General features: G+C 60.0%; 27 protein-coding genes. 22 read left to right on the top strand and 5 right to left on the bottom strand.

All coding sequences use genetic code 11. From position 1 onward, the window contains the following. The first annotated feature begins 9 nt into the window (after positions 1 to 9). The 5 genes from araH (at position 10) to AF70_RS08715 (ending at position 5442) form a co-directional block, all read left to right on the top strand. Positions 10 to 978 (top strand): L-arabinose ABC transporter permease AraH, encoded by a 969-nt coding sequence (gene araH, locus AF70_RS08695; protein ID WP_018926203.1) that lies wholly within the window; start codon positions 10 to 12, stop codon positions 976 to 978. A 199-nt stretch (positions 979 to 1177) separates the two neighbouring features. Beyond that, a complete protein-coding gene (locus tag AF70_RS08700) occupies positions 1178 to 1891 on the top strand; it encodes a GntR family transcriptional regulator (RefSeq protein WP_028938949.1) in 714 nt (237 codons plus the stop codon). Next, positions 1888 to 2886: an ADP-ribosylglycohydrolase family protein gene (locus AF70_RS08705; protein WP_028938950.1), complete on the top strand. Its 999-nt coding sequence runs from the start codon at positions 1888 to 1890 to the stop codon at positions 2884 to 2886. The genes AF70_RS08700 and AF70_RS08705 overlap by 4 nt, the downstream gene beginning before the upstream one ends. Before the next feature lie 155 nt (positions 2887 to 3041). Further along, positions 3042 to 4520: a cytosine permease gene (locus tag AF70_RS08710; RefSeq protein ID WP_028938951.1), complete on the top strand. Its 1479-nt coding sequence runs from the start codon at positions 3042 to 3044 to the stop codon at positions 4518 to 4520. Then, positions 4513 to 5442 carry a PfkB family carbohydrate kinase gene (locus AF70_RS08715; RefSeq protein WP_028938952.1) on the top strand — a complete coding sequence of 310 codons (930 nt, stop codon included), beginning with the start codon at positions 4513 to 4515 and terminating at the stop codon, positions 5440 to 5442. The genes AF70_RS08710 and AF70_RS08715 overlap by 8 nt, the downstream gene beginning before the upstream one ends. A gap of 42 nt (positions 5443 to 5484) precedes the next feature. Here AF70_RS08715 and AF70_RS08720 read toward each other — a convergent pair whose 3' ends face one another. The 3 genes from AF70_RS08720 to AF70_RS08730 form a co-directional block, all read right to left on the bottom strand. After that, positions 5485 to 5865, bottom strand: a complete 381-nt coding sequence (locus AF70_RS08720) for a Rho termination factor N-terminal domain-containing protein (RefSeq protein ID WP_019582748.1) — start codon at positions 5863 to 5865, stop codon at positions 5485 to 5487. 53 nt (positions 5866 to 5918) lie between these two features. Then, positions 5919 to 6173 carry a hypothetical protein gene (locus AF70_RS08725; protein WP_018926197.1) on the bottom strand — a complete coding sequence of 85 codons (255 nt, stop codon included), beginning with the start codon at positions 6171 to 6173 and terminating at the stop codon, positions 5919 to 5921. Positions 6174 to 6300: 127 nt separating this feature from the next. Next, positions 6301 to 6954 (bottom strand): HD domain-containing protein, encoded by a 654-nt coding sequence (locus tag AF70_RS08730; RefSeq protein WP_019582749.1) that lies wholly within the window; start codon positions 6952 to 6954, stop codon positions 6301 to 6303. Positions 6955 to 7185: 231 nt separating this feature from the next. Here AF70_RS08730 and AF70_RS08735 point away from each other — a divergent pair, with 231 nt between their 5' ends. From AF70_RS08735 to AF70_RS08760, 6 genes are all read left to right on the top strand, one after another. After that, positions 7186 to 7668: a GNAT family N-acetyltransferase gene (locus tag AF70_RS08735; RefSeq protein ID WP_019582750.1), complete on the top strand. Its 483-nt coding sequence runs from the start codon at positions 7186 to 7188 to the stop codon at positions 7666 to 7668. A 218-nt stretch (positions 7669 to 7886) separates the two neighbouring features. After that, positions 7887 to 8879: a 2-dehydro-3-deoxygalactonokinase gene (locus tag AF70_RS08740; protein ID WP_028938953.1), complete on the top strand. Its 993-nt coding sequence runs from the start codon at positions 7887 to 7889 to the stop codon at positions 8877 to 8879. A 19-nt stretch (positions 8880 to 8898) separates the two neighbouring features. Continuing rightward, positions 8899 to 9519, top strand: a complete 621-nt coding sequence (locus AF70_RS08745) for a 2-dehydro-3-deoxy-6-phosphogalactonate aldolase (RefSeq protein ID WP_018926189.1) — start codon at positions 8899 to 8901, stop codon at positions 9517 to 9519. A gap of 47 nt (positions 9520 to 9566) precedes the next feature. Next, a complete protein-coding gene (gene dgoD, locus AF70_RS08750; RefSeq protein ID WP_007903915.1) occupies positions 9567 to 10715 on the top strand; it encodes a galactonate dehydratase in 1149 nt (382 codons plus the stop codon). An 83-nt stretch (positions 10716 to 10798) separates the two neighbouring features. Beyond that, positions 10799 to 12109: an MFS transporter gene (locus tag AF70_RS08755; protein WP_019650464.1), complete on the top strand. Its 1311-nt coding sequence runs from the start codon at positions 10799 to 10801 to the stop codon at positions 12107 to 12109. Between the two features lie 60 nt (positions 12110 to 12169). Beyond that, entirely contained in the window at positions 12170 to 12973 is an 804-nt protein-coding gene (locus AF70_RS08760) for an IclR family transcriptional regulator (RefSeq protein WP_028938954.1), read from the top strand. Here AF70_RS08760 and AF70_RS08765 read toward each other — a convergent pair. Next, positions 12970 to 14022, bottom strand: coding sequence for an NAD(P)-dependent alcohol dehydrogenase (locus AF70_RS08765; protein WP_019582753.1), 1053 nt, complete (start codon positions 14020 to 14022; stop codon positions 12970 to 12972). The two genes, AF70_RS08760 and AF70_RS08765, sit on opposite strands and share 4 nt — an antisense overlap. Before the next feature lie 190 nt (positions 14023 to 14212). On the opposite strand from AF70_RS08765, the gene AF70_RS08770 reads away from it, so the two are divergent. Beyond that, positions 14213 to 15103, top strand: a complete 891-nt coding sequence (locus AF70_RS08770; RefSeq protein ID WP_028938955.1) for an AraC family transcriptional regulator — start codon at positions 14213 to 14215, stop codon at positions 15101 to 15103. 83 nt (positions 15104 to 15186) lie between these two features. On the opposite strand, the gene AF70_RS08775 is transcribed toward AF70_RS08770, so the two are convergent. After that, positions 15187 to 16851 carry an electron transfer flavoprotein-ubiquinone oxidoreductase gene (locus tag AF70_RS08775; RefSeq protein WP_028938956.1) on the bottom strand — a complete coding sequence of 555 codons (1665 nt, stop codon included), beginning with the start codon at positions 16849 to 16851 and terminating at the stop codon, positions 15187 to 15189. A 546-nt stretch (positions 16852 to 17397) separates the two neighbouring features. Here AF70_RS08775 and AF70_RS08780 point away from each other — a divergent pair. The 10 genes from AF70_RS08780 (at position 17398) to AF70_RS08825 (ending at position 26901) form a co-directional block, all read left to right on the top strand. Further along, positions 17398 to 18147 carry an electron transfer flavoprotein subunit beta/FixA family protein gene (locus AF70_RS08780; protein ID WP_028938957.1) on the top strand — a complete coding sequence of 250 codons (750 nt, stop codon included), beginning with the start codon at positions 17398 to 17400 and terminating at the stop codon, positions 18145 to 18147. Between the two features lie 2 nt (positions 18148 to 18149). Next, positions 18150 to 19079 carry an electron transfer flavoprotein subunit alpha/FixB family protein gene (locus tag AF70_RS08785; protein ID WP_019582611.1) on the top strand — a complete coding sequence of 310 codons (930 nt, stop codon included), beginning with the start codon at positions 18150 to 18152 and terminating at the stop codon, positions 19077 to 19079. 81 nt (positions 19080 to 19160) lie between these two features. Beyond that, positions 19161 to 20009, top strand: a complete 849-nt coding sequence (locus AF70_RS08790; RefSeq protein WP_028938958.1) for an ABC transporter substrate-binding protein — start codon at positions 19161 to 19163, stop codon at positions 20007 to 20009. Positions 20010 to 20018: 9 nt separating this feature from the next. Then, complete coding sequence (locus AF70_RS08795) at positions 20019 to 20375, top strand: DUF4398 domain-containing protein (RefSeq protein ID WP_018929885.1); 357 nt, start codon at positions 20019 to 20021, stop codon at positions 20373 to 20375. Then, entirely contained in the window at positions 20372 to 21184 is an 813-nt protein-coding gene (locus AF70_RS08800; protein WP_018929884.1) for an OmpA family protein, read from the top strand. The genes AF70_RS08795 and AF70_RS08800 overlap by 4 nt, the downstream gene beginning before the upstream one ends. Before the next feature lie 202 nt (positions 21185 to 21386). Next, a complete protein-coding gene (locus tag AF70_RS08805; protein WP_018929883.1) occupies positions 21387 to 22826 on the top strand; it encodes a PLP-dependent aminotransferase family protein in 1440 nt (479 codons plus the stop codon). Between the two features lie 87 nt (positions 22827 to 22913). After that, positions 22914 to 23381 carry a hypothetical protein gene (locus AF70_RS08810; RefSeq protein WP_028938959.1) on the top strand — a complete coding sequence of 156 codons (468 nt, stop codon included), beginning with the start codon at positions 22914 to 22916 and terminating at the stop codon, positions 23379 to 23381. 167 nt (positions 23382 to 23548) lie between these two features. Next, positions 23549 to 23803 carry a YkgJ family cysteine cluster protein gene (locus AF70_RS08815; protein ID WP_019582607.1) on the top strand — a complete coding sequence of 85 codons (255 nt, stop codon included), beginning with the start codon at positions 23549 to 23551 and terminating at the stop codon, positions 23801 to 23803. A 41-nt stretch (positions 23804 to 23844) separates the two neighbouring features. Then, a complete protein-coding gene (locus tag AF70_RS08820; RefSeq protein WP_019582606.1) occupies positions 23845 to 24447 on the top strand; it encodes an START domain-containing protein in 603 nt (200 codons plus the stop codon). 360 nt (positions 24448 to 24807) lie between these two features. Beyond that, on the top strand, positions 24808 to 26901 hold the full coding sequence (locus tag AF70_RS08825; RefSeq protein ID WP_028938960.1) for an LTA synthase family protein: 2094 nt from the start codon (positions 24808 to 24810) through the stop codon (positions 26899 to 26901). Positions 26902 to 26943 lie beyond the last annotated feature (42 nt).

The raw sequence follows: 26943 nt of genomic DNA on the forward strand, positions 1-26943 counted from the left end.
GAGGTGACTATGACCATCCAAAACAACGCTCTGCCAACCCCGCGCAAACCGCTGGACCTGCGACGCTTTCTCGATGATTGGGTAATGCTGCTGGCGGCCGTCGGGATCTTCGTGCTCTGCACCTTGCTGATCGACAACTTCCTGTCGCCGCTGAACATGCGCGGTCTGGGCCTGGCGATTTCCACCACCGGGATTGCCGCCTGCACCATGTTGTATTGCCTGGCGTCGGGGCACTTCGACTTGTCCGTGGGCTCGGTGATTGCCTGCGCCGGCGTGGTCGCGGCGGTGGTGATGCGCGACACCAACAGCGTGTTCCTCGGCGTCAGTGCGGCGCTGGTGATGGGGCTGATTGTCGGGCTGATCAACGGGATCGTGATCGCCAAGCTGCGGGTCAATGCATTGATTACCACACTGGCGACGATGCAGATCGTTCGTGGCCTGGCTTACATTTTTGCCAACGGCAAAGCGGTGGGCGTGTCCCAGGAGTCATTTTTCGTCTTCGGTAACGGCCAGTTGTTCGGTGTGCCGGTGCCGATTCTGATCACCATCGTATGCTTCCTGTTTTTCGGCTGGCTGTTGAATTACACCACCTACGGGCGCAACACCATGGCCATCGGTGGCAACCAGGAAGCGGCGTTGCTGGCTGGGGTAAACGTTGACCGAACCAAGATCATCATCTTCGCCGTGCACGGGGTGATTGGTGCATTGGCCGGGGTGATTCTGGCGTCGCGCATGACCTCGGGTCAGCCGATGATTGGCCAGGGTTTCGAGCTGACAGTGATCTCGGCTTGCGTGTTGGGCGGGGTGTCGCTGAGTGGCGGGATCGGGATGATTCGGCATGTGATTGCCGGGGTGCTGATTCTGGCGATCATCGAGAATGCGATGAACCTGAAGAACATCGATACCTTCTATCAGTACGTGATTCGCGGTTCGATCCTGTTGCTGGCGGTTGTGATCGACCGACTGAAACAACGCTGATTTTCCCTGGGGGAGCGGGATGTCCGGCACATGGATACTGGATGTGCCGACGCCTTCGCGGGCAAGCCTCGCTCCTACAGTACCGCGCAGATCCCCCTGTAGGAGCGAGGCTTGCCCGCGAAAGCGGTCTGTCTGTCACACAATCCAGCCACAAAATATCCCTTGCTCGCCCTAATCCCTTTCGGTTATCACTTTGTACATGGTTAGACAGGTACGATTTGACAAGAAACAACGGGTTATCGATGAGCTTGTCCGGCGCATCGAAAGCGGCCTCATGGAGGACGGCTTGCTATTGCCGGGTGAACATCAGTTGGCTCAAGAATTCAAGGTCAGCCGCGGCACGCTGCGTGAAGCCCTGGCCGAACTGAAACGGCGTCACTACATCGCCACGCAAAGCGGAGTCGGTTCCATCGTTACTTACGACGGCGTAGTGCTCGATCAGAGCAGCGGCTGGGCTCAGGCGCTGGCGGACAGTGGGGCGTTGATCAATACCGAAGTGCTGCGGCTGGAGGCGGTGACTCGGCCTGACCTGCTGTCGCGGTTTGGCACCGATCAATTCATTACCCTCGACCGTCGCCGGCGCGCCACCGACGGCACGCTGGTGTCTCTGGAGCGCGCGTTGATGCCCGCGACCGGAGGCCTGGAAGGCCTGCCGCGAGTGGGACTGATTGATAACTCCCTGACCATCACGTTGGCTGCCTACGGCTATGTCGGCGAGCACGGCGATCAGTGGATCGGTGCTGAACCCTTGAACACCGAAGACGCCGAACTTCTCGGGCGCCCGGTCGGCACGGTATTTCTCAAGGCCCTGCGCACCACCTACGACCGTCAGAACCGTTTTATGGAGCAGGTCGAAAGCCTGCTCGATCCGGTGCACTTTCGCCTGCATTTGCAGTTTGGAGCTCCAAAATGACCGCGCTCAACCGTGCCCTCGGCGCGTTCTATGGACTGGCCCTGGGCGATGCGCTGGGCATGCCGACCCAATCCCTGAGCCGCGCCGAAATCAAGGCGCGCTTCGTTGAAATTACCGATCTGCAAGACGCCGGCCCCAATCAACCGATTGCCGCGAACTTGCCCAAAGGTTCGATCACCGACGATACCGAGCAGGCGATTCTGGTCGCTCGGTTGTTGATCGAGGGCGAGGGCCGGATCGAACCGGCGGTACTGGCCCAACGATTGATCGAGTGGGAAGCCGGGATGCAGGCCAAGGGCTCGCAAGACTTGCTCGGCCCTTCGACCAAACGCGCGATCGAAATGATCCTCGCCGGCCACTCGCTGGAAGAGGCGGGGCGCTATGGCTCCACCAATGGCGCAGCGATGCGCATCACCCCGGTGGGGATTGCGGCCGATGTTGCCGATCCCGAGCGTTTCATCCGTGCCGTGGTGCAAGCCTGTCAGGTGACCCACAACACCACGCTGGGGATTGCCAGTGCGGCGGCGGTGGCGGCAGTGGTTTCCGCCGGGATCAACGGCATGGACCTGGGTGAGGCGTTGAACCTCGGCCAGCAATTCGCGCAGCAGGCAGAAAGTCACGGCCACTGGGTCGCCGGCGGGCGCATCGCCTCGCGCATCAGTTGGGCGCGGAGCATCGGCATCGACAGCGACAAGGCGTTGCTGGCGGATTTGCTGTACGACGTGATCGGCACTTCGGTGGCCTCACAGGAATCGGTGGTGGTGTCTTTTGCGCTGGCCCAGCAAGTGGCCATCGGCGAGATGACGGCCTTCGAAGCGCTGTGCATGGCCGCGAGCCTGGGTGGTGACACCGACACCATCGCGGCGATGCTCGGCGCCATGCTCGGGGCCTGTCTGGGGCTTGAGAGTTGGCCGGTGGCGATGATCGAGCAGGTTAAAGCGGTTAACTCGTTGGAGTTGGAACCGTTGGTAAAAGGTCTGTTGGCTTTACGTTGACTGGACTGGCCCCATCGCGGGCTGCCCGCGATGAATACGCCGCATACTTGAATTTTTCACCCGCAATGGAATGCACAAACACGGGCAGGACGGTCGGCTGTTGTTTTGTCCTCCGAGATTGCCCACAACCACAATAATGGCAAGGAGCATCTTTCATGAGTTCATCGAGCGCCGGGCAAAGTTCCGGGCAAAGCGCCGGACAACTGGAAACCCGTGGTATAGAACCGGTACCGGAGGGGGAGTGCAACGGTCATCCGCTGCAACTGTTCTGGGTCTGGTTTGCGGCCAACATTTCCATTCTCGGCTTGCCGTTGGGTGCCACGCTGGTGGCCTTTCGCGGCCTGGCGATCTGGCAAGCGATCATCGTCGCGATCCTTGGTGCCGCCGGTTCTTTCGCGGTGGTCGGGATCATCTCCATTGCCGGTCGTCGTGGTCGCGCACCGAGCCTGACGCTGTCGCGAGCGATCTTCGGCGTACGCGGCAATATCGGCCCGACGCTGGTCTCGCTGATGTCGCGTCTGGGCTGGGAAACCGTTAACACCACCACCGCCGCCTTCGTCTTGCTGTCGCTGTGCTCGATAGTGTTCGGCTCGCCGGTGGAAGCCAAAAGCGCACCGCTGCTGACCCTGGTGTTCATCGCGATTTTCGTGCTGCTGACGTTGTCGGTGTCCGGTCTCGGCCACGCCACATTGCTGGTGATCCAGAGATGGGCAACCTATGTGTTCGGTGCGCTGAACATCCTGGTCGGCGGTTTCCTCTGCGCGACCATCGATTGGAGCGCCGTATTCAATGCCACGCCAGCACCGCTGAGCGCGATGATCATCGGCATCGGCACCATGGCCGCCGGTACGGGGATCGGCTGGGCCAACGCCGGCGCGGACATGTCGCGCTACCAGCACCGCAGCGTCAAAGCGGTGCGCCTGGTGGCGTCGGCGGCGTTCGGTGCGGGGATTCCGCTGGTGCTGCTGATCACCCTAGGTGGTCTGCTGTCGGTGGGTAACAACGATCTGGCCTCGGCCACTGACCCGATTGTCGCGATCCGCGACATGCTGCCGACCTGGATGGCGGTGCCGTACCTGATCACCGCGTTCGGCGGGCTACTGCTGTCGAACAACCTGTCGGTGTACTCCGCCGGTTTGACCACCTTGACCCTCGGCCTGAAGGTCAAGCGCGTGTATGCGGTGGTGGTCGATATCGTGGCGATCTTCGCCGGCTCGATCTACTTCATGCTGATCGCCGAGAGCTTCTACGGTCCGTTCATTACCTTCATTTCCTTGCTGGCGGTGCCGATCACGGCGTGGGTCGGGATCTTCGTGGTCGACCTGATCCATCGTCATTACTACAGCCCCAAGGACCTGCTGGACGTCAGCCCGAGCAGCGCCTACTGGTATCGCGGTGGCGTCGAGTGGCGTGCATTCGGTGCGTGGGCGGCGGCGATTGTGTTGGGTTTCAGCTTCACCACCATTGGCACCACTGAACAAGATGTCTGGTTCCGGGGCTTCCTGTCCGACTCCTGGCTGGGCCACAACGGTCTGGGCTGGATCGTGACATTCGTGGTGGCTGGCGGGATTTACTGGGCGCTCGGCGGTGCGAAGGACCGTCGTACCGCGTTGCTCGAGCCTGCGCATGTCTAGGCTGCTGCACACCGGCCAGGTCATCATCGACCTGGTCATGGCCGTGGATAAACTGCCTCATTCGGGCGGTGACGTGTTGGCGCAATCCGCCCGTTTCGAGGCGGGCGGCGGTTTCAATGTGATGGCCGCGGCCCGACGGAACGGCTTGCCGGTGGTTTACCTCGGGCGCCATGGCAACGGCCGTTTTGGTGACCTGGCCCGGGAGGCGATGACGGCAGAAGGCATTCGGATCGGCATCGCTCACCGTGCTGAGCGCGACACCGGGTTGTGTGTCGCACTGACTGAAGCCTCGGCCGAACGCACGTTCATTTCCTACATCGGTGCCGAAGGCGAATTGACCGCCGAAGACCTGGCGAGTGTGTCGGCCGAGGCGGGCGACTTTGTCTATGTCAGCGGCTACAGCCTGCTGCATGCCAGCAAGGCTCAGGTGCTGGTGGATTGGGTGCTGGAGCTGCCGGACGGGATCAAAGTGGTATTCGATCCGGGACCGTTGGTGGATTCGCCGGACACACCGCTGATGAAGGCCTTGCTGCCGCGCATCGATCTGTGGACCAGCAACCGTGTCGAGGCGCTGCGGTTTGCCGGGGCGTCGGACATTGCCGAGGCGTTGAATATTTTGGCGGATCAGTTGCCGACGGACGCCCTGATGGTGGTTCGCGATGGGCCGCAGGGTTGCTGGATCAGCCAGCATGGCGACCGTCGGCAGGTGCCGGGATTCAAGGTCTCGGCCGTCGACAGCAACGGTGCGGGGGATGCCCATGCCGGGGTGTTTGTTGCCGGGTTGGCGCAGGGGTTGTCGGCGATAGAGGCAGCACGGCGGGCGAATGCGGCAGCGGCGTTGGCAGTCACTCGTTGGGGGCCGGCGACTTCGCCGGGGACGGCGGAGGTGGATGCGTTGATCCGCGAAACTTTCAGCGCCTGATCAGCCGCCATCGGCCCTCAAATTCACCCTCAATCCTGACGTTCAACCCGCCTTGCGCAACGCCTCGATCAACTCTTGCTTGCGCATGCTCGAGCGCCCCGGAATCTTCTTCGCCCGGGCTTCCTTCATCAGGCTGTCCACCGTCTGGGTATCGCGTGAAGCCTTGCTGTTGCGCGGTTTGCCCTCTCTGGTGGCGACTGCACGGCGGGCTGATTCCTTGCGATCGGCAGACTTGGCAGCGGCCGGCTTATTGCGTCCCGAGCCACCGGCGCGCTCACCGCCACCCGACTGCTTGTTCACCGTCGCCCAGGCGCGGGCCTCGGCTTCATCTTTCGACACGCCTTTGCGTTCGTAGCTTTCTTCGATGTGTTCGGCCTTGCGTTTCTGCTCGGCGGTGTATTTGTCTTTGCTTCCACGAGGCATGGGATTTCTCCTGGCTATAGGAGCTGGCGCAGGCTTCGCCAGCTCCTGCTCGGTTAGTTATCCAGTTTGCGCGCCGCCTCAACCCCAGCGGCGCTGAGTTTGATCGGCAGGTTCAGCGAGTGTTCGCCGGCTTCGTTGCAGATCACATGACCGTGCTGGATCAGCCCACGCTCCTGCAGCGTCGCAAGGGTGCTGGCCACGACTTTCTCCCCCCGGTAATTGTCCAGAACCTCCTTACCCAAGCCGCTTGGATGGGCATGCAGCAGGCGGGTCAGGACTTCTTTTTCCAGGTTTTTATCGACGTTCATGGTGACCTCTTGGTTGGGATGGACGGGTATGGCGCCTGGCTCGCATCGGCGAACCCTTACCCGATATTGGTCCATCCACGATCTGGATTGGTGCCTGATGAACGACGAGCGGTGTGGCCCTGGCTCCTCAGCCGACGCCGATTTCTTCCTTGAACAGCTCCATGAATCCCTTCAAACGTTGATGGCGAACCTGTGCCAGACGCTGGCCGGTGGTCGTTTGGAAGCCGTCCGCCAGGTGCAGCAGCTTGGTCTGGAAATGATCGAGGCAAAAGCGTTTGTCGTCGTAGTCCCGCTCGTTTGCCTCCGGGTCCACAGGATCGTACAGCGCGCTGCCCATGCGCCCGGCTATGTAGAAGGTACGCGCCACGCCGAGCATGCCAAGCGAGTCGAGGCGGTCGGCGTCCTGGATGATTCGGGCTTCGAGGGTCGTGGGTGTGATGTTGGCGCTGAAGCTATGGGCCTCAATGGCATGGACGACCGCGGTGATTTTTGCGTCAGGCCAATCCATGGCTGTCAGCACTGTCGACGCTTTCTGCGCCGCCAGCCGCGACGCCTGGGAACGCAGCGGCGAGTTCTTCTCCACCGCCACGCAATCGTGCAACAGCACGGCGGCCAGCAGCACTTCAAGATCACCGCTTTCTTCAGCATGAAGCGTGCGCACGTTGTGCCATACCCGTTGCAAGTGCGACAGATCGTGAGCACCGTCCTCGCCAGGTTCCAGCGCATGGGGCAGCAGTTCAGAAGCCAGATTCTGCAAAGGTGCGAAAGCAGCGGTGCTCATAAATGTCCTAAGTATGAAAGCGCTTTTGTGGCGAGGGAGCTTGCTCCCGTTGGGCTGCGCAGCAGCCCCGACCCCAGACGGCACGGTATTTCAATTAGACCCGCGTCGCCAGTTTTTGCGACTGCTTTGCAGCCGAGCGGGAGCAAGCTCCCTCGCCACATTGCTTTCAAATGTGACGAGCGCCGCGCGCGGACTTAGTATGGCGTTTTCAACTTTTGACAAGGCACGTCCATGACGATCGAAATCCGCCCGGCAACCCCCAGCGATGCTCCGCAAATCCTCGCGTTCATCACTGAACTGGCCGACTTCGAACGTGCCCGCCACGAAGTCATCGCCAGCGTCGCCGACATCGAGCGCAGTCTGTTCAGCGAAGGCGCCACCGCCCATGGCCTGATCTGCCTGCGCGATGGCCTGCCGATCGGCTTCGCGGTGTTCTTCTTCAGCTATTCCACCTGGCTGGGCAGCAATTGCCTGTACCTCGAAGACCTCTACATCACCCCTGAACAACGCGGCGGTGGCGCCGGTAAAACCTTGCTACGCCACCTGGCAAAAATCGCCTGCGCCAACGACTGCGGCCGTTTCGAATGGAGCGTGCTGGACTGGAACAAACCGGCGATTGAATTCTACAAATCCCTCGGCGCACAACCGCAGGAAGAGTGGGTGCGGTATCGGATGGACGGGGCGGTGCTAAGGGATTTTGCCGCCGGTCATTGATCCTCTAAAAGATCGCAGCCTTCGGCAGCTCCTGCACGGGACTGTGTTTCGACCGCGATATTGCGGGCGTACATCGAATCTGTAGGAACTGCCGAAGGCTGCGATCTTTTTTTTGTCGAGTCTCAATATATGGGATTGATATTTATATATTGAGATTATCCATCGTCCAGGTTTATAGTCCAGCTCACTCACTGCCAAAAAACAAAACAGGTGAAGCGATGCTGGCGCAATTGATCGCGCTCGATTGGGGGACAACCTCATTACGTGCTTACAAACTCGGCTTCGGTGGCCAGGTGCTGGAACAGCGTGCGCTGTCGTCCGGGATCATGCAGTTGCCCAAGACGCCGCGAACCATCGCCGGTCAGGCGTGCGCCGACGGTTTTGAACTGGCCTTCGACGAGGCTTGCGGTGACTGGCTCGACGCGCAGCCCGATGTACCGGTGATTGCCTGTGGCATGGTCGGCAGCGCTCAGGGCTGGCGCGAAGCGGCCTACTGCGACACGCCGGCGAACGTCGCCAATCTCGGAACTTCCCTACAAACCGTTCGCAGTCTTCGCGGTGTCGATGTGCACATCGTGCCGGGGGTGATTCAGCGTTCGCACTTGCCCAACGTCATGCGTGGCGAGGAAACCCAGGTCCTCGGCGTATTGCAGAATCTGCCGGGCGAGGCGGGTAGCGATCTGTTGATCGGCCTGCCGGGCAGCCATTCGAAATGGGTGCAAGTGGCCGACGGCTGCATTGTGCATTTCGATACCTTCATGACCGGCGAAGTCTTTGCCGTGCTCAGTGAACACAGCATTCTGGGGCGCACTCAGCAGCGCGGCGGGGCTTTTGATGGCGATGCTTTTGACCGTGGCGTGCAAGTGGCGCTGTCGGCGGACGGCGAGATCGGGCCGCTGTCGACGTTGTTCAGTGCCCGCAGCCTGGGGCTGACCGGCGAGCTGAGCGCCACCGCTCAGCCGGACTATCTGTCCGGCCTGCTGATCGGCCATGAACTGTCGGCCCTGGCCAATGTTCAGCGGCGTCGACGCAATAGCGTGCACCTGCCCTCGATCATCCTTATCGGCAATGCCCAACTCTGCACTCGCTACAGCCGGGCGCTCGACGCCTGCGGTTTTACCCGGGTGACCCTGGCCGAGCAGGCCACCGAACGCGGCTTGTGGCAGTTGGCGGTAGCCGCCGGACTGGTCACTGCAAACCCATCCCGTTAAACCTGACTGGAGGTCTGACATGCTCAAGCAAGCATTGGCACAAAACGGTCTGATCGCGATCTTGCGTGGCCTGCGTCCGCAAGAGGCGGCAGCCGTCGGCGAAGTCCTGTATTCAGCCGGATTTCGCGTCATCGAAGTGCCGCTTAACTCCCCCGAGCCGTACGAAAGTATCCGCATCCTGCGCAGCACATTACCCGCCGACTGCCTGATCGGCGCGGGCACGGTGTTGACGCCGGAACAGGTCGAGCAGGTGAAAGCGGCGGGCGGCCAGGTGATCGTCATGCCCCACAGCGATGCCAAAGTGTTGCGCGCGGCGAAGGCAGCAGGGCTGTTCTTGTCGCCGGGCGTGGCAACGCCGACCGAAGCCTTTGCAGCCCTGGCCGAAGGGGCGGATGTGCTGAAGATGTTCCCGGCCGAGCAGATGGGCCCAGCCGTAGTGAAAGCCTGGCTGGCGGTGTTGCCGGCGGGGACGGTGCTGGTGCCGGTGGGCGGGATTACGCCAGACAACATGCAGGTGTTTGTCGAGGCCGGCGTCAAAGGTTTCGGTCTCGGTTCCGGGTTGTTCAAACCGGGCATGACGGCTGACGAAGTAGCGGTGCGCGCCAAGGCATATGTCGCTGCATGGAACGCTCTGCGTTAAGACTTTCTGGCGCTGTGAGCGCTGCATCTACAAGAGAGACAATAGAGATGAAAATCACCAAACTCACCACCTTCATCGTTCCGCCGCGCTGGTGCTTCCTCAAGGTCGAGACCGACGAGGGCGTGACCGGTTGGGGCGAGCCCGTGGTCGAAGGCCGCGCGCACACCGTTGCCGCTGCGGTTGAGGAATTGTCCGACTACCTGATCGGCAAAGACCCACGCAACATCGAAGACATCTGGACCGTGCTCTACCGTGGCGGCTTCTATCGAGGCGGGGCTATCCACATGAGCGCGCTGGCCGGTATCGACCAGGCGCTGTGGGACATCAAGGGCAAGGCGCTGGGAGTGTCGGTCAGCGATCTGTTGGGCGGTCAGGTGCGGGACAAGATCCGGGTTTATTCGTGGATCGGTGGTGATCGCCCGGCGGACACTGCTCGCGCCGCGAAAGAAGCGGTCAGCCGTGGTTTCACCGCAGTGAAAATGAACGGCACCGAAGAGCTGCAATTCCTCGATTCCTTCGAGAAAGTCGACCTGGCGCTGGCCAACGTTGCCGCCGTGCGCGATGCGGTCGGCCCGAATGTCGGCATCGGCGTGGACTTCCATGGTCGGGTACACAAGCCGATGGCCAAGGTGCTGATGAAGGAACTCGACCCGTACAAACTGATGTTCATTGAAGAACCAGTGCTCAGTGAAAACTACGAAGCGCTGAAGGAGCTGGCGCCGCTGACCAGCACACCGATTGCTCTTGGTGAGCGGTTGTTCTCGCGTTGGGATTTCAAGCGTGTGCTTAGCGAAGGCTATGTCGACATTATCCAGCCTGATGCGTCCCACGCGGGCGGCATCACCGAAACCCGCAAGATCGCCAACATGGCCGAAGCCTACGACGTGGCGCTGGCGCTGCATTGCCCGCTGGGACCGATTGCCCTGGCGGCGTGCCTGCAACTGGATGCGGTTTGCTACAACGCGTTCATTCAGGAACAGAGCCTGGGCATCCATTACAACGAGAGCAATGACCTGCTCGATTACGTGAAAGACCCGCGCGTGTTCGACTACGACAAAGGCTTCGTGAAGATCCCCAATGGGCCGGGCCTGGGCATCGAGATCAACGAGGAATACGTGATCGAACGCGCCGCCGTCGGCCACCGCTGGCGCAATCCGATCTGGCGCCATGCCGATGGCAGTTTTGCCGAGTGGTGATACTCGCGCGGTGATCGTTCCCACGCAGAGCGTAGGAACGATCAAACACCATGACCTCAATAAACATAAGAAGAGGCACCCCCATGCAACCGCAAACCCTCACCGGGCAGGCGTCGTTGGTGACGCCCAGTCGCAAGCGATTTTTCATCATGGTCCTGTTGTTCATCACGGTGGTGATCAACTATCTGGATCGCAGCAACCTGTCCATTGCCGCCCCGGCGTTGACCAGCGACCTGGGCATCGATCCGATTCATGTCGGGCTGATTTTTTCCGCATTCGGCTGGACCTACGCCGCCATGCAGATCCCCGGCGGCTGGCTGGTGGACCGGGTGCCGCCGCGCATTCTCTATAGCGTTGCATTGCTGCTGTGGTCGCTGGCCACGGTGATGCTCGGTTTCGCCGCCAGTTTTATCGCATTGTTCGTGCTGCGCATGGCGGTCGGTGCCCTGGAAGCGCCGGCGTACCCGATCAACAGCCGCGTAGTGACAACCTGGTTCCCCGAGCGCGAACGCGCCACAGCCATCGGTTTCTACACCTCCGGGCAGTTCGTCGGCCTGGCGTTCCTGACGCCGGTGCTTGCCTGGCTGCAACACCAATATGGCTGGCACATGGTGTTTGTCAGCACCGGTGTGGTGGGCATCCTTTGGGCGGTGATTTGGTACGCGGTGTATCGCGAACCACGGGATTTCAAGGGCGCCAACGACGCGGAAATCGAGCTGATCCGCGAGGGCGGCGGGTTGGTTGATATTCAGGCCGAAGCCGCCAGGGCCAAGGCGAAATTCAGCTGGGTCGACCTCGGGATTGTCCTGAGCAAGCGCAAGTTGTGGGGCATTTACCTCGGCCAGTTCTGCCTCAATTCGACTTTATGGTTCTTCCTGACATGGTTCCCGACTTACCTGGTGAAATATCGCGGCATGGACTTCATCAAGTCTGGCTTGCTGGCGTCGCTGCCGTTTCTCGCAGCGTTTGTCGGCGTGCTGTGCTCGGGGTTCTTCTCGGATTTTTTGATCCGTCGCGGCTACACCGTAGGCTTCGCCCGCAAGCTACCGATCATTGGCGGACTGCTGATTTCCACTTCGATCATCGGCGCCAACTTCGTCGAGTCGACGCCGCTGGTGATCGCCTTCCTCGCGCTGGCTTTCTTCGGCAACGGTCTGGCCTCGATCACCTGGTCGCTGGTGTCAACCCTGGCTCCAGCGCGGTTGCTCGGGCTGACTGGTGGGGTGTTCAATTTCATCGGCAACCTGGCGGCGATCACCACGCCGATCGTCATCGGTTTCCTTGCCTCCGGTGATTCGTTTGCTCCGGCGATCACCTATATCTCGGTTCTGGCGTTGCTGGGCGCGCTGTCCTACGTGTTGCTGGTGGGCAAGGTCGAGCGTATCAAGTTGTAGTCGCAGCCGTCGGGCGACCATAATGCCGCCCGTTCCCTCGCTCAACGGTAAAGGCTGGATATGCAGGAAGACGCCCCAAAAATCGCCAAGGACGCCGCGCCGACCGGCACCCAGACACTGCTTCGTGGCCTGGGTGTGGTGCAGGCGGTGGCCAGTGGCGCCCGCGATCTCAAGGAAATTGCCCGGCTGATCGGCACCACGCGCAGCACCACCCATCGTCTGGCCAGTTGCCTGGTGGACGAGCGTTATCTGCGGGTAGTGCCGCAGGTGGGCTATCTGCTGGGGCCGAAACTGATCGAGCTGGGTTTTCAGGCGCGCGAAGAGCTGCCGTTGGTGACGCTGGCCGGGCCGTATCTGGATGAGTTGTCGGCGTTGACCGGCGACACCATTCACCTGGCGATTCGTGAAGGCGACGAGGTGCTGTACCTGCTCAAGAATCCGGGGCGCAATGGCCCGGAAATGCGTTCGCGGGTCGGCCATCGCATGCCGTTGGCGCGTACCGGGATTGGTAAGGCGCTGATGCTTGATGACTCGCAGGAAGAATGGCAACGGCTGTATGAAATCAGCTTGCCGGTGGGTGGGAAAAATCAGTTCTGGCCGCAGCACCCGGAGCAATCCTGGGAGCAGTTTCAGCAGCGCATGATCGAGTACGTGGCCGGCGGCTATGCCTTCGACCTGGAGGATAACGAACCGTCGATTCGCTGCGTGGCGGCACCGATCCGCGATGCCAGCAAGCGCATTGTCGCCGGCATCAGCATCGCCAGCACCGTGCCGTACATGCCACTGGAAAAAATGGCCGAGCTGATTCCCCAGATCAAAGGGGTCACAGCCCGGCTGTCGGCGGAATTGGGCCTGAAGGTTTAGAGTTTCAGCGTCGCCATGTCGATCACGAAGCGGTATTTCACGTCACCGGCGATCATGCGGGTGTAAGCCTCGTTGATCTGGCGGATGTCGAGCATTTCGATGTCGCAGGAGATGCCGTGCTCGGCACAGAAATCCAGCACTTCCTGGGTTTCGGCGATGCCACCGATCAGTGAGCCGGCCAGCATGCGACGACCCAATACCAGTTTGGCAGCATGCACCGGCGGATCGATCGGCTCGATCAAGCCCACCAGAATGTGCACGCCGTCGAAACGCAGGGTATCGAGGTAGGGGTTGAGGTCGTGCTGCACCGGAATGGTGTCCAGCAGGAAGTCGAATTGTCCGGCGGCGGCCTTCATCTGTTCGGCATCGGTGGACACGATCACGTGGTCCGCGCCTTGGCGACGACCTTCTTCAGCCTTGCTCGCCGAGCGGGTGAACAAGGTCACCTCAGCGCCCATCGCCTTGGCGAACTTGATCCCCATGTGACCGAGACCGCCCATGCCAAGAATCCCGACCTTGTCACCGGCCTTCACGCCGTAGTGCTTGAGCGGCGAGTAGGTGGTGATGCCGGCACATAGAATCGGCGCGGCGCTGGCCAGGTCGAGCTTCTCCGGGATGCGCACGACAAAGTGCTCGCTGACCACGATGCTGTCGGAGTAACCGCCCATCGTGTTGCTGCCATCGACCCGGTCCGGGGTGGCGTACGTCATGGTCGGGCCTTCGAGGCAGTATTGCTCCAGATCGGCCTGGCAGGCTTCGCAATGGCGGCACGAGTCGACCATGCAACCGACGCCGACCAGATCGCCGACTTTGTGTTTAGTAACGTTCGCGCCGACGGCGGTCACTTTGCCGACGATCTCATGGCCGGGCATCAGCGGGTAAACCGCAATGCCCCACTCGTTGCGCGCCTGGTGGATGTCGGAATGGCAGACGCCGCAGTAGAGAATCTCGATTGCGACGTCGTCGGCCCGTGGACTGCGGCGTTCGAATTTCATCGGGGCGAGGGGAGTGGTGGGCGACTGAGCGGCGTATCCGATGGCGGTGTACATGGTGAACCTCGCAAAGCAGTGACAGGTGAGGCGAGCCATTCTGGGCACCGCACGGGTGGCCGGCCATGGCGATTCCTCCGGGTGTCATGCCTAATCCTCCGGTATGCGCCGTTGATTGGCCGCATTGGCGTTCAGACCTGCGATGATGTTTTCATCCCTTTTTTCGCGACTTTTTTGTGAAGAGCTCTCCATGTTGTTGACCCGTCATCTCGATGCCAATGCCACGCTGGTTTCGCTGATCCAGCCGCTGACCACCCGCGATGGTTTCACGCCTACCGCGTTGCCGGGCGTGCAGATTTTGCGGGCCAGTTGTGATTTGGCCCGTGGTCCGCAAATCTACGAGCCAAGCCTGGTCATCATCGCCCAGGGCAGCAAGTTGGCGTATCTGGGGTCGCGTACTCTGGAATACGGTGCCGGGCATTATTTGATTCAGGCGCTGCCGGTGCCGTTCGAGTGCGAGACGTTTTCCGCGCCCGATGGCCCGATGCTGGGCATTTCCATCGCCATTGACCGGGTGTTGCTCGGTGAGTTGGTGCTGGCAATGGGGCTGGCGTCGGGGCGCTATATCGCGGCGCAGACGCCAGAGTCCATGACTTCGGCGGTGCTCGATGATGCGATGCGTGGTTGTGTTGAACGGCTGTTGCGCTGTCTGCACGACCCGCTGGAGAGCCAGGTTATGGGACAGGCGCGATTGCGTGAGTTGTTGTTCGTCGCCTTGCGTGGGCCGCAAGCCGATGTATTGCGGGCGCTGGTGGAGCAACAGGGGCAGTTCGCCCGGATCGCGGCCTCTCTGAGCCATCTGCATGCGCATTACACCGAGCCGCTGAACGTCGACGCCCTGGCCAGTTGCGCGAACATGAGCGCGTCGACGTTTCATGAGCATTTCAAACGCTGCACCTTGTTGTCGCCAGTGCAGTATCTGAAGCGTTTGCGTTTGCTCAAGGCCCAGCGCTTGCTGCAGGGCGAAGGATTGGGCGTGGCCCAGGTGGCGCATCGGGTGGGGTATCAGAGCACGTCGCAGTTCAGCCGTGAGTACAAGCGCTACTTCGAGCGTAATCCGGGGGATGAGCGCGCTGCCTGATCCACAGGTTCTTGTGGTGACGCTTGAATTGCGGGCAACAAAAAGGCCCCCGTTCAGGGAGCCTTGTTGTTCAAGCGATCGACTTACATGTTCGGGTAAGTCGGGCCGCCGGCGCCTTCCGGTGCCACCCAGGTGATGTTCTGTGCAGGATCCTTGATGTCGCAGGTCTTGCAGTGAACGCAGTTCTGGGCGTTGATCTGGAAGCGCTTCTCGCCGTCTTCCTGGGTGACCACTTCGTACACGCCGGCCGGGCAGTAACGCTGGGCAGGTTCATCGTACAGCGGCAGGTTCTTGCTGATCGGGATGCTCGCGTCGGCCAGCTTCAGATGGCACGGCTGCTCTTCTTCGTGGTTGGTACCGGAGATGAACACCGAGCTGAGTTTGTCGAAGCTGATCTTGCCGTCCGGTTTCGGGTAGTCGATCTTCTTGCAGTCGGCCGCCAGTTTCAGGCACGCGTAATCCGGCTTGGTGTCGTGCAGGGTGAACGGCAGTTTGCCGCCGAAGATGTTCTGGTCGATCCAGTTGAAGCCAGCGCCGAGGATCGGGCCGAACTTGTGCATCGCCGGGCCGAAGTTGCGGCTGGCGAACAGTTCGTCGTAGAGCCAGCTCTTCTTGAACGCTTCGACATAAGTGGTCAGCTCTTGCGTGCCGTCCAGATCGGCGAACAGCGCGTCGGCCACGGCGTCAGCGGCGAGCATGCCGGACTTCATCGCCGTGTGGCTGCCCTTGATCTTGGCGAAGTTCAGGGTGCCGAGGTCGCAACCGATCAGCGCGCCGCCCTTGAAGACCATTTTCGGCAGCGAGTTCAGGCCGCCTTTGCAGATGGCGCGAGCGCCGTAGCTGACGCGCTTGCCGCCTTCCAGGTATTGCTTGAGCACCGGGTGATGCTTGAGACGCTGGAATTCATCGAATGGCGACAGGAAGGTGTTGCTGTAGGAAAGATCGACGATCAGACCGACCACCACCTGGTTGTTTTCCAGGTGATAGAGGAACGAGCCCCCGGTGTTCTCGGTGCCCATGATGTCCAGCGGCCAGCCGGCGGTGTGGACCACCAGGCCTGGCTGGTGCTTGGCCGGGTCGATTTCCCAGATTTCTTTCAGGCCGATGCCGTAATGCTGGGCGTCGGCTTCGCTGTCGAGGTTGAAACGCTTGATCAGCTGCTTGCCGATGTGGCCGCGGCAACCTTCGGCGAACAGCGTGTACTTGGCACGCAGTTCCATGCCTGGGGTGTACAGGCCTTCCTTCGGATTGCCTTCGCGGTCAACGCCCAGATCGCCGGTGATGATCCCGCGCACCACGCCGTTCTCGTCGAACAGCGCTTCCTGGGCGGCGAAGCCCGGGTAGATTTCCACGCCCAGGTTTTCGGCCTGCTGGGCCAGCCAGCGGCACAGGTTGCCCAGGGAGATGATGTAGTTGCCTTCGTTGTGCATGGTCTTGGGCACAAAGAAGTCTGGAATCTTCTGCGCGCTGTCAGCGTTTTTCAGAACGAAGATGTCATCGCGGGTGACTGGCGTGTTCAGCGGCGCGCCGAGTTCTTTCCAGTCTGGGAACAGTTCGTTCAGGGCCCGTGGTTCGAACACGGCACCGGACAGGATATGAGCGCCGACTTCGGAGCCTTTTTCGACCACGCAGACGCTGATTTCCTTACCGGCTTCGGCGGCCTTCTGCTTCAAACGGCAGGCGGCGGACAGGCCAGCGGGGCCGGCACCGACGATGACCACGTCGAATTCCATGTATTCGCGTTCCACAGGCTATCTCCTACTCAAGGCTCAACAGTTTTTTTTCTAATTGGAGGTTAGGTGTCGCATTCATGAATTCCCCACAGTGCGGCACAGAGGACAATCGATGAACCACCTTTCTCTCTGGGTGGCGCATTATATCTACACCACTCTTAGCGTCCAATACAAACGTTTGTTTGAATCGGCTCAAAGCCAGATAAATCAAAGTCACGCGGCTTATGACTGGCCATTTTGCCGTATTGACCGGAATAGGTGTTCCGGTCAAGATACGGGCGGTTTTGCGCTCGCCGTAGGCTGAATACAGGTTCCAAGAGCACCTCTAAAGACAGGGCGATGGCAGTACAAGGTGAAGCGCCGCGCAGGTATCGCGCGCAGTTTACACGTCGCGGTAATGAATGACTTATCGGTCACCACTGACGAACGGTCATCAGCCTCGTGAGCAAGGTTCACCCGATACACCTGCCAGCGTTTTTAGAGGTGCCCTTGCGCCGATGAGCATCAACCGCCAGGTTCGCCTAGGCGACTTTCTTTTCACCGGAGAGTAACGAGGAATCCATGAAGGTTCTTGTAGCTGTCAAACGCGTTGTGGATTACAACGTCAAGGTTCGCGTCAAGGCGGACAATTCCGGCGTCGACCTCGCCAACGTCAAGATGTCGATGAACCCGTTCTGCGAAATCGCAGTGGAAGAAGCCGTACGTCTGAAAGAGAAAGGCGTGGCGACTGAAATCGTCGTCGTCTCCATCGGCCCATCCACCGCCCAAGAGCAACTGCGCACCGCGCTGGCTCTGGGTGCCGACCGCGCCATCCTCGTCGAATCCGCTGAAGATCTGACTTCCCTGGCCGTGGCCAAGCTGCTCAAGGCAGTGGTCGACAAGGAGCAGCCACAGCTGGTGATCCTCGGCAAACAAGCCATCGACAGCGACAACAACCAGACTGGCCAGATGCTCGCGGCATTGAGCGGCTACGGTCAGGGCACATTCGCGTCGAAAGTCGAAGTGACCGGCGATACAGTTGCCGTGACCCGCGAAATCGACGGCGGCGCGCAGACGGTTTCCCTGAAACTGCCGGCCATCGTCACCACCGACCTGCGTTTGAACGAGCCGCGCTACGCGTCCCTGCCAAACATCATGAAAGCCAAGAAGAAGCCTCTCGAAGTGCTGACTCCGGACGCTTTGGGCGTTTCCACCGCCTCCACCAACAAGACCCTGAAAGTCGAAGCGCCAGCTGCACGCAGCGCGGGTATCAAGGTCAAGTCGGTGGCTGAACTGGTCGAGAAACTGAAAAACGAAGCGAAGGTAATCTAATCATGACTATCTTGGTAATCGCCGAACACGACAACAAAGTGCTGGCCCCGGCCACGCTGAACACCGTTGCTGCTGCCGCCAAGATCGGTGGCGACATCCACGTTCTGGTTGCAGGCCAGGGCGCCGGCGCCGTGGTTGAAGCCGCTGCGAAAATCGCTGGCGTGAGCAAAGTCCTGAACGCTGACAATGCTGCTTACGCGCATCAGCTGCCGGAAAACGTTGCTCCACTGGTAGCCGAGTTGGGCAAGGGCTACAGCCACATCCTGGCTGCCGCCACTTCCAACGGCAAAAACATCCTGCCGCGCGTCGCCGCTCAGCTGGACGTTGACCAGATCTCCGAGATCATCTCGGTAGAAAGCGCCGATACCTTCAAGCGCCCGATCTACGCCGGTAACGCCATCGCTACTGTGCAATCGAATGCTGCAGTGAAAGTGATCACCGTGCGTGCTACCGGTTTCGACCCGGTGGCTGCCGAAGGTGGTTCCGCCGCCGTTGAAGCGGTTGCCGCTGTTCACAACGCCGGCACTTCCAGCTTCGTCAACGAAGAACTGGCCAAGTCCGATCGTCCGGAACTGACCGCTGCCAAGATCGTCGTTTCCGGTGGTCGTGGCATGCAGAACGGCGACAACTTCAAACACCTGTACGCCCTGGCCGACAAACTGGGCGCTGCCGTCGGTGCTTCGCGCGCTGCGGTTGACGCAGGTTTCGTACCCAACGACATGCAGGTCGGTCAGACCGGCAAGATCGTTGCGCCACAGCTGTACATCGCCGTTGGTATCTCCGGCGCGATCCAGCACCTGGCTGGCATGAAAGACTCCAAAGTGATCGTGGCGATCAACAAGGACGAAGAAGCGCCGATCTTCCAAGTGGCCGATTATGGCCTGGTGGCAGACCTGTTCGAAGCCATCCCTGAGTTCGAGAAGCTGGTCTAATCCGGCGGCTTGACTTATAAAGAGCCCGGCCTTTTGGTCGGGCTTTTTTTTGTTCCGGATTTGAGTGGGGAGAGTGTTGCCATGGATCTGCGCCACTGGTTTGGCTGCTCTTTTTTGCCAGGGTTGTGTTTAAGTCTGGCGCTGATGCCGGGGCTGTCCAGCGCTGCAGGCAAATGCGAACGCTTGATAGTGACCGGCAGTCCCGACGCGCCGCCGTACCTGTGGCAAGACCCGCAAAACCCCAAGCATCTGATCGGCGCCAGTGCTGATTTGTTGCAGCAAGTGGCGGGGGAGTTGGGCATCAAGGTTGAGCTGCTGTACGCCGGCAAACGCTCCCAGGCCCTGGATGAAGTGCGTAGCGGGCGCATGGACATGCTGGCCGATGCGCCGTTGATGGTCACAGAACTGGAAAATCTGGATTACATCCATCCTGCGCTGCTGGAAAACGATTATCTGGTCTGGACTCGCAACGACTCGTTATTGGTTTACAACGAAGCGCAGGACCTCCACGGTCATCCCGGCGCGTTGTCGGAAAAGGCTCGAGTGACCCCTTCATTCGGCACTTTCGCCGAGCAGCAATTGACCCTCGTGCGCACACCCAATCTGACTCAGGCCTTTCAGAAATTGCTGCTGGGCGAGGTGGAATTTGTCCTCGCCGGTCGCTACTCGGGCATGGCCATGGTGCAAACGCTGGGAATGGCCAATGACTTGATGGCCCACCCACAACCCATCGACAAACCCGGCCTGTACCTCGCGGTTTCCCATAACTCCGCCTGTAACGATCCTTGGTTGCGCGGACAGCTGGCTAAAAAGATGACAGAATTGCCCGCGTCCGGACTGACGGAAGCTGCGTTGCTGCGCAATATCGAGCGTTGGAAAGCGCAAGGCTCACAACCGCAGCCAAACCCTGTCAGTACCCCAAAACAGTAGGGATTTTTAGTGAGTATTCGACCTCTTTTCGCTGCCCTGGCCGTTCTGGCTCTGGCGGGTTGTGCAGCCGATCCGGCGCCGAATGAACAAATACGCCTGACCGAACAGGCCCTCGAACAAGCCAAGGCCGTGGGCGCTACCGCCGAGGAAGTGCCGGAGCTGAAACTGGCCCAGGACAAGTTCAACCGGGCCAAGGGCAACATGGCCGACCAGTCCTTCAAGAATGCGCGCATGCGGGCCGAGCAGGCCGAGCTGGACGCGCGCCTGGCCGAAGCCCGGGTCCTGACCCACAAGAGCGAGGAGCAGTTGAACGTGCTCAATACCCGCATCACCCGCCTGCGCAAGCAACTGGGAGATGCCCAATGAACCTGAAGACCAAAGCACTCGGCGGCTTGATCCTGGCTGGCTGCGCAAGCCTTTATGGCTGCGCCGGTCAACACAGCGAGGCTGCGTTGCAGCAGGCCGGTGCCGACTTCCAGAAGGTCAAGGAAGACTCCAACGTGTTGCGTATCGCGCCCAAGGACGTGATCCGTGCCGGCGAGTCCCTGGCCCGCGCCGATCGACTGTCCAGCTACTGGGGCAGCGGTTCGGACGTGGCGCATTACGCCTACCTGAGCCAGCGCTACAGCGAAATCGCCCGGGAACACACCAATCAAGTGCTCAACGAAGAGCGCGCAGCGAAGCTCGAACTCGAGCGTCAGCGCCTGCAATTGGCGCTGCGTGAGTCCAAGTTGCTCAGCGTGCAGCAACAGGGCAAGTGGCTCGAAGAGCAGATCGTGGCGCTGGCGACCACCCAGACTGACCGTGGTCTGGTGATGACCCTGGGTGACGTGCTGTTCGATACCGGTGAGGCGGAGCTGAAGAGCTCGGCGAACCGCGTGGTGCTGAAGATCGTCCAGTTCCTGCAGCTCAACCCCAAGCGTGTGGTGCGGATCGAGGGTTACACCGACAGCACTGGCGGTAAACAGGAAAACCTCAAGCTGTCCCGCGACCGGGCGCAATCGGTAGCTGACGTATTGACGGACCTGGGCATCGACGACAAACGCATCCAGGTTGAAGGGTACGGCGATGAATACCCGGTGGACGCCAACGCTTCCGAGCGCGGCCGTGCACAGAACCGTCGGGTGGAAATTGTGTTCTCCGACGAAAAAGGCCAGCTCGGCGCGGCTCGTTAAGGGCTGCGTCACTGGAAAAACCCGGCCTGCTCAGCAGCGCCGGGTTTTTTTGCGCCCGTCAAATGCATCGTAAAACAGTACAGTTTTTGCTGACACCGCACTGTATGGTCGACTATTGTATTAACTGTCCCAGTACACTTCTAAACTGTTCCGGTATTGTTTCACACAAGAATAAAATGCCCGTGAAATCGAGTGCTGCGTCATGACCAATCTCTTGCTCTATCAACGTATTGCTCAGCAACTGGCCGAAGATATCCGCCGCGGTGTCTATCAACCGGGCGAGCGCGTGCCTTCAGTGCGCAAGATGAGCTCGCAGCTCAATGTCAGCCATGCGACGGTGTTGCAGGCCTACGCCAACCTTGAAGATCAAGGGCTGATCCGTGCCCGGCCGCAATCCGGTTACTACGTGCACCAGACGCCCGCCCTGACGGCACCGACCCCGGACATCGCCCGGGTCGAGCGCCCAGGCCTGGTCACCCGCAGCAGCATCATTCAGCAAGTCCTGGTCGAATCCCGCCGCGAAGGCGTGTTCCCGTTGGGCGCGGCTGTACCGAGTGTCGATTATCTGCCGGTGCGGGCACTGCATCAGCAACTGGCCAAAGTCACCCGTTTCCATAGCCCGCGCGCGTTCAGCTATATGTTCAGCCCTGGTTTCGAGCCGTTGCGTCGGCAAGTGGCGATCCGCATGCGCGACGCTGGCGTGGTGGTCGATCCGTCGGAAGTGGTAATCACCCACGGCTGCGTCGATGCGTTGCAGATGTCTCTGCGCGTATTGACCCGGCCGGGCGATCTGATCGCCGCCGAGTCGCCGACCTATTACGGTTTGCTGCAACTGGCCGACCTGCTGGGGCTGAAAGTCATCGAGATCCCCAGCGATCCGGCCACCGGCATGAGCCTCGAAGCCTTGCAACTGGCGGCTAACCAGTGGTCGATCAAGGCTCTGGTGCTGACCACGCGCCTGAGCAATCCCTTGGGCGGCACCATGCCTGAAGAGCGGCAGAAACAACTGCTGCGCCTGGCCTCGGATTTCGATATCCAGATTGTCGAAGACGATATTTACGGCGAGCTGATGTTCGAGCAGGGCCGCACCAAATCGCTCAAGGCCTATGACCGGCTGGATCGGGTGATTTATTGCTCCAGCTTCTCCAAAACCCTGTCGCCCGGCGTGCGGATCGGCTGGATGATTGCCGGCAAGTACCAGCAGGAAATCCAGCGCTTGCAGACCTTCAGCACGCATTCGGCCTGCAGTGTCACGCAAATGGGCATTGCGGCCTATCTGGAGAACGGCGGGTACGACCGGCATTTGCGTTATATCCGTCAGGAGTACCGCAAGAACCTCAGCGCTTTCCAACTGGCAGTGCAGCAGTACTTCCCGGAAGGCACACAGATGACCCGACCTACCGGCGGTTTCATTCTGTGGGTCAGTCTGCCGGGGCGGGTCAATACGCAAGAGTTGCATGTGCGTGCGCTGCAGCAGGGCATCAGCATTGCGCCGGGGCTTATTTTCAGTAACACCGAGCAATTCAATCACTGCATTCGGCTGAACTGCGGCATCCCTTGGAACCGCGAGGCCGAGCGTGCATTGATGACACTGGGGCTGCTGGCGACGCAACTGTGTCAGGAGACAACGAGCGGTTTTTGACTTGCGGGGCAGTTATGAACTGCCCGCTTGTCTTGTCGCCTCCAACAGGCGAGCATATAACCTTCTGCCGTTCGCGCCGTTGGGTCCATGAAGCCGATTTTTCCTTCTGTCTGGTTATTGATCTGCCTGTTGATGACTTGTCATGCGGAAGGTGTCATGGCGGCTTCCGTTCAGGAAAAACCGACAGCCGCCGCAACCGCGAAAAAACCGGTGACGGCTATAAAAAACGCTCCGGTCAAAAAAAAGGCTGCACCGGTCAAAAAGCGTTCTCCCATTGCTTCCAAGTCAAAACCAGCCAGTGAAGCGCTGAAGACCAAACTCCCTCCCGCCAATCTCGACTTGAGCTTGCCCAAGGATAAGGTCGATGAATTGAAACCGGTCGGCACGGTACCGTTGCCTCCACACGATGCGGTGTTGCCGCAAATGTTCGGTGGCAAAAGCAGTCCGTTTCAGCTGAACGGTCGCCTGATCAGCAACGAAATGCAGCTGCAGCGGCGCAATGAAGAGCGCCGGGACGTTGAAGGCGCGGCGCTGGAATTCGAGTTCAAGCAGTAAATTTCCCCCTGTTCGTGACCCGCGCAACAGACGCTTTGTCGGAGACTGGTCAGTCACGTTCGTTTGAGCGTAAAAACCCGGGCCCGGGTAATTTAAAACAACTGTTTTAGCCGTTACTCTGTGCCACGTCCCTTTAACACATTGCTCGTCGCGAGGAGCTTGTCGTCATGAGATGCCGTGAAGGCTGTGGCGCCTGTTGCATTGCCCCTTCCATCAGTTCACCGATTCCCGGCATGCCCAATGGCAAAGCCGCCGGAGAACGATGCGTACAACTGTCTGCCGATAACCTGTGCAGCATTTTCGGCAAGCCGGAACGCCCCGCGGTGTGTTCGGCATTTGAGGCCGATGTCGAGGTTTGCGGAAGCAGCAGCGACGAAGCGATCAAATTGCTGGGCTGGTGGGAGCAAATGACGGCCGCGTGATGTGTTCAACGAACGGAACTTCAACAATAAGGAATAAGACTATGGGTTCGCTGCATCGTATCGCTGTGCTGTGTGGTTTGACGGTTTTGCTGGCCTCCACGGCCCAGGCCGAAGACTGGAAAACCGCCAAGGACGAAGACGGCATCAAGGTGTCCTTGAGTGAGGTGGCCGGTTCCCAATACAAGGCTTACCGTGGTGTAACGATCATGAAGACCACCATGGCCAAACTGCGTGCACTGCAGGAAGATGTTCCGGGAGCCTGCGCCTGGATTCACGAGTGCAAGGTCCAGAAGCTGCTCAAGCATGAAGGCAACCAGAGCTGGACCTACACTCAGTTCAATACACCGTGGCCGGTGACTTCTCGCGATTCGGTATTGCATGTCACCACCGTTGACGGCGCCGATGGCAGCCTGACCCGAGAGCTGGAAGGGCAGCCGAAGTACCTTCCGGAAGAAAAAGGTTTTGTACGGGTTGCCCAGGTCAAGGGTTTCTGGAAGTTCGTGCCCAAAGGCGATCAAGTCGAAGTGACGTATCAGGTCCACACCGATCCAGGCGGCAGCGTGCCGTCGTGGTTGGCCAACAAGTTCGTGGTCGATGCACCGTTCAATACTCTCAAAGCCCTGAAAGAACGCGCCGAGAAGTAACCGCGTATCCAGTTGATACGACCTGTTGAACAACGCCCCGATTTGATCGGGGCGTTTGCGTTTTTTACCAAGGGCTGTCTTTATTTTGTTTCCGGATATGCGTTGAACAAAATTTTCACAAAGTCTCCAAGACAATTCGCTCTCGCCTCAACGAGTCAACCCCGCAACTTTGTGCCATGCCCTCTTGTCCCAGAGCGCTACAAGCGGCAGTTGGGCTGTCGGGCAGTAATCAATGGCAATGCCGCTGTTGATCGTGCAACATTTGCGCACCGCGCACGCCCCGGGGCCGAGGATGGCCAACAGAGGGCAAGGCGCCACTGTATTTTTGTAACTTCAACTTCCAATGGGTCCTAAAACGACATGGCAAACCCGGACGCCCTGAATCAGCAGCGAGCTACTAGTCGCCTGCTGCAACCGACCGTCAAATCGCATATGGCCTACACGCTGTTGTGCGCCCTGATCATGATGGTCATGTTCAGCCTGCTGCGCGTCGCGCTGCTGGTCTATAACCGCTCGATGATCCTCGACACACCGGCTTCGACCTTCCTGGAAGCGTTCGCCAATGGCCTGCGCTTCGACTTGCGCCTGGTGGTTTACCTCAGCGTTCCGCTGCTGCTGGCCCTGTTCAGCGCCCGGGCCATGGCGGCCCGCGGGTTCTTCCGGCTCTGGTTGACCGTTGCCTCGAGTATCGCGCTGTTCCTCGGCCTGATGGAGATGGACTTTTACCGCGAGTTCCACCAGCGCCTCAACGGCCTGGTCTTCCAGTATGTGAAAGAAGACCCGAAAACCGTGATGAGCATGCTCTGGTACGGTTTTCCGGTAGTTCGCTACCTGTTGGCCTGGGGTGTGGGCACGTTGATTCTGACCCTCGCGTTCAAGGGGGCCGACCGCGCCACACGTCCTCGCGGGCCGTTCAGCGGTGGCAGCATCGGCACGCGCCAGGTTGCTCCGTGGTATGCGCGCGGCGTGGTGTTCGTGGTCTGCCTGTTGGTCTGCGTGGTCGCGGCGCGTGGCACCCTGCGTCAGGGCCCACCGCTGCGTTGGGGTGACGTCTATACCACCGACTCGAACTTCGCCAACCAGTTGGGCCTCAACGGCACGCTGTCGCTGATCGCGGCGGCCAAGAGCCGGATGTCCGAAGATCGCGACAATATCTGGAAGGCAACGCTGCCACAGCCGCAAGCTCAGCAAATCGTACGTGACATGCTGGTGATGCCGGACGAAAAACTGGTGGATGCCGATATCGCAGCGGTGCGTCGCGATTACATGCCGCCGGCCGACAAGACCCTGCCGATCAAGAACGTCGTCGTGATCCTGATGGAAAGCATGGCCGGTCACTCGGTGGGTGCGTTGGGTGCACCGGGCAACATCACGCCTTACATCGACAAACTGTCGAAAGAAGGCCTGCTGTTCGATCGCTTCTTCTCCAACGGGACGCATACCCACCAGGGCATGTTCGCCACCATGGCCTGCTTCCCGAACCTGCCGGGTTTCGAATACCTGATGCAGACCCCGGAAGGCAGCCACAAGTTGTCCGGCCTGCCGCAGCTGCTCAGCGCACGTAATTACGGCGACGTGTATGTCTACAACGGCGATTTTGCCTGGGACAACCAGTCGGGTTTCTTCAGCAACCAGGGCATGACCAACTTCATTGGTCGTAACGACTTCGTGAACCCGGTGTTCTCCGACCCGACCTGGGGCGTGTCCGACCAGGACATGTTCGACCGTGGTCTGGTAGAGCTCAAGGCGCGGGAAAACGGCAAGCCGTTCTATGCGTTGCTGCAAACCCTGTCCAACCACACGCCATATGCCTTGCCGACACCATTGCCGGTTGAACGTGTAACCGATCGCGGCAGCTTGAACGAGCATTTGACCGCGATGCGTTACGCGGACTGGGCAGTGGGTCAATTCTTTGAAAAGGCCCGCAAGGAGCCGTACTTCAAGGAAACCCTGTTTGTCATCGTTGGCGACCATGGTTTTGGCAACGAACGTCAGATCACCGAAATGGACCTGGGCCGCTTCAACGTACCGATGTTGATGATTGCACCGGGCATCCAGGAAAAGTTCGGCCAGCGTAACCACACCGTGGGCACCCAGATCGACATCGTGCCAACCATCATGGGCCGTATTGGTGGCGAAGTACGTCATCAGTGCTGGGGGCGTGACCTGCTCAACCTGCCTGAAGGCGACACCGGTTTTGGTGTGATCAAGCCGTCGGGTAGCGAGCAGACTACCGCCATCGTTACGGCTGACCAGATCCTGGTGCTGCCGAAAGAAAAGGAAATGGCGCCGAAGATGTACCAGTACGAACTGGGTGCGACGCCTCACGCCGAGATCGTTCCGGATGCACCGCGTACAGCTGAGCTGAAGCTCAAGCTCGAAGCGTTCCTGCAAACGGCGACCAAAAGCCTGCTCGACAACACCGCGGGTGTGGTTAACGGCAAACCGGATTAACTATTGACGCAATAAAAAAGAGGCCCTTCGCAGGGCCTCTTT

It is taken from the genome of Pseudomonas sp. KD5 (assembly GCF_012932895.1).
Lineage (GTDB): Bacteria > Pseudomonadota > Gammaproteobacteria > Pseudomonadales > Pseudomonadaceae > Aquipseudomonas.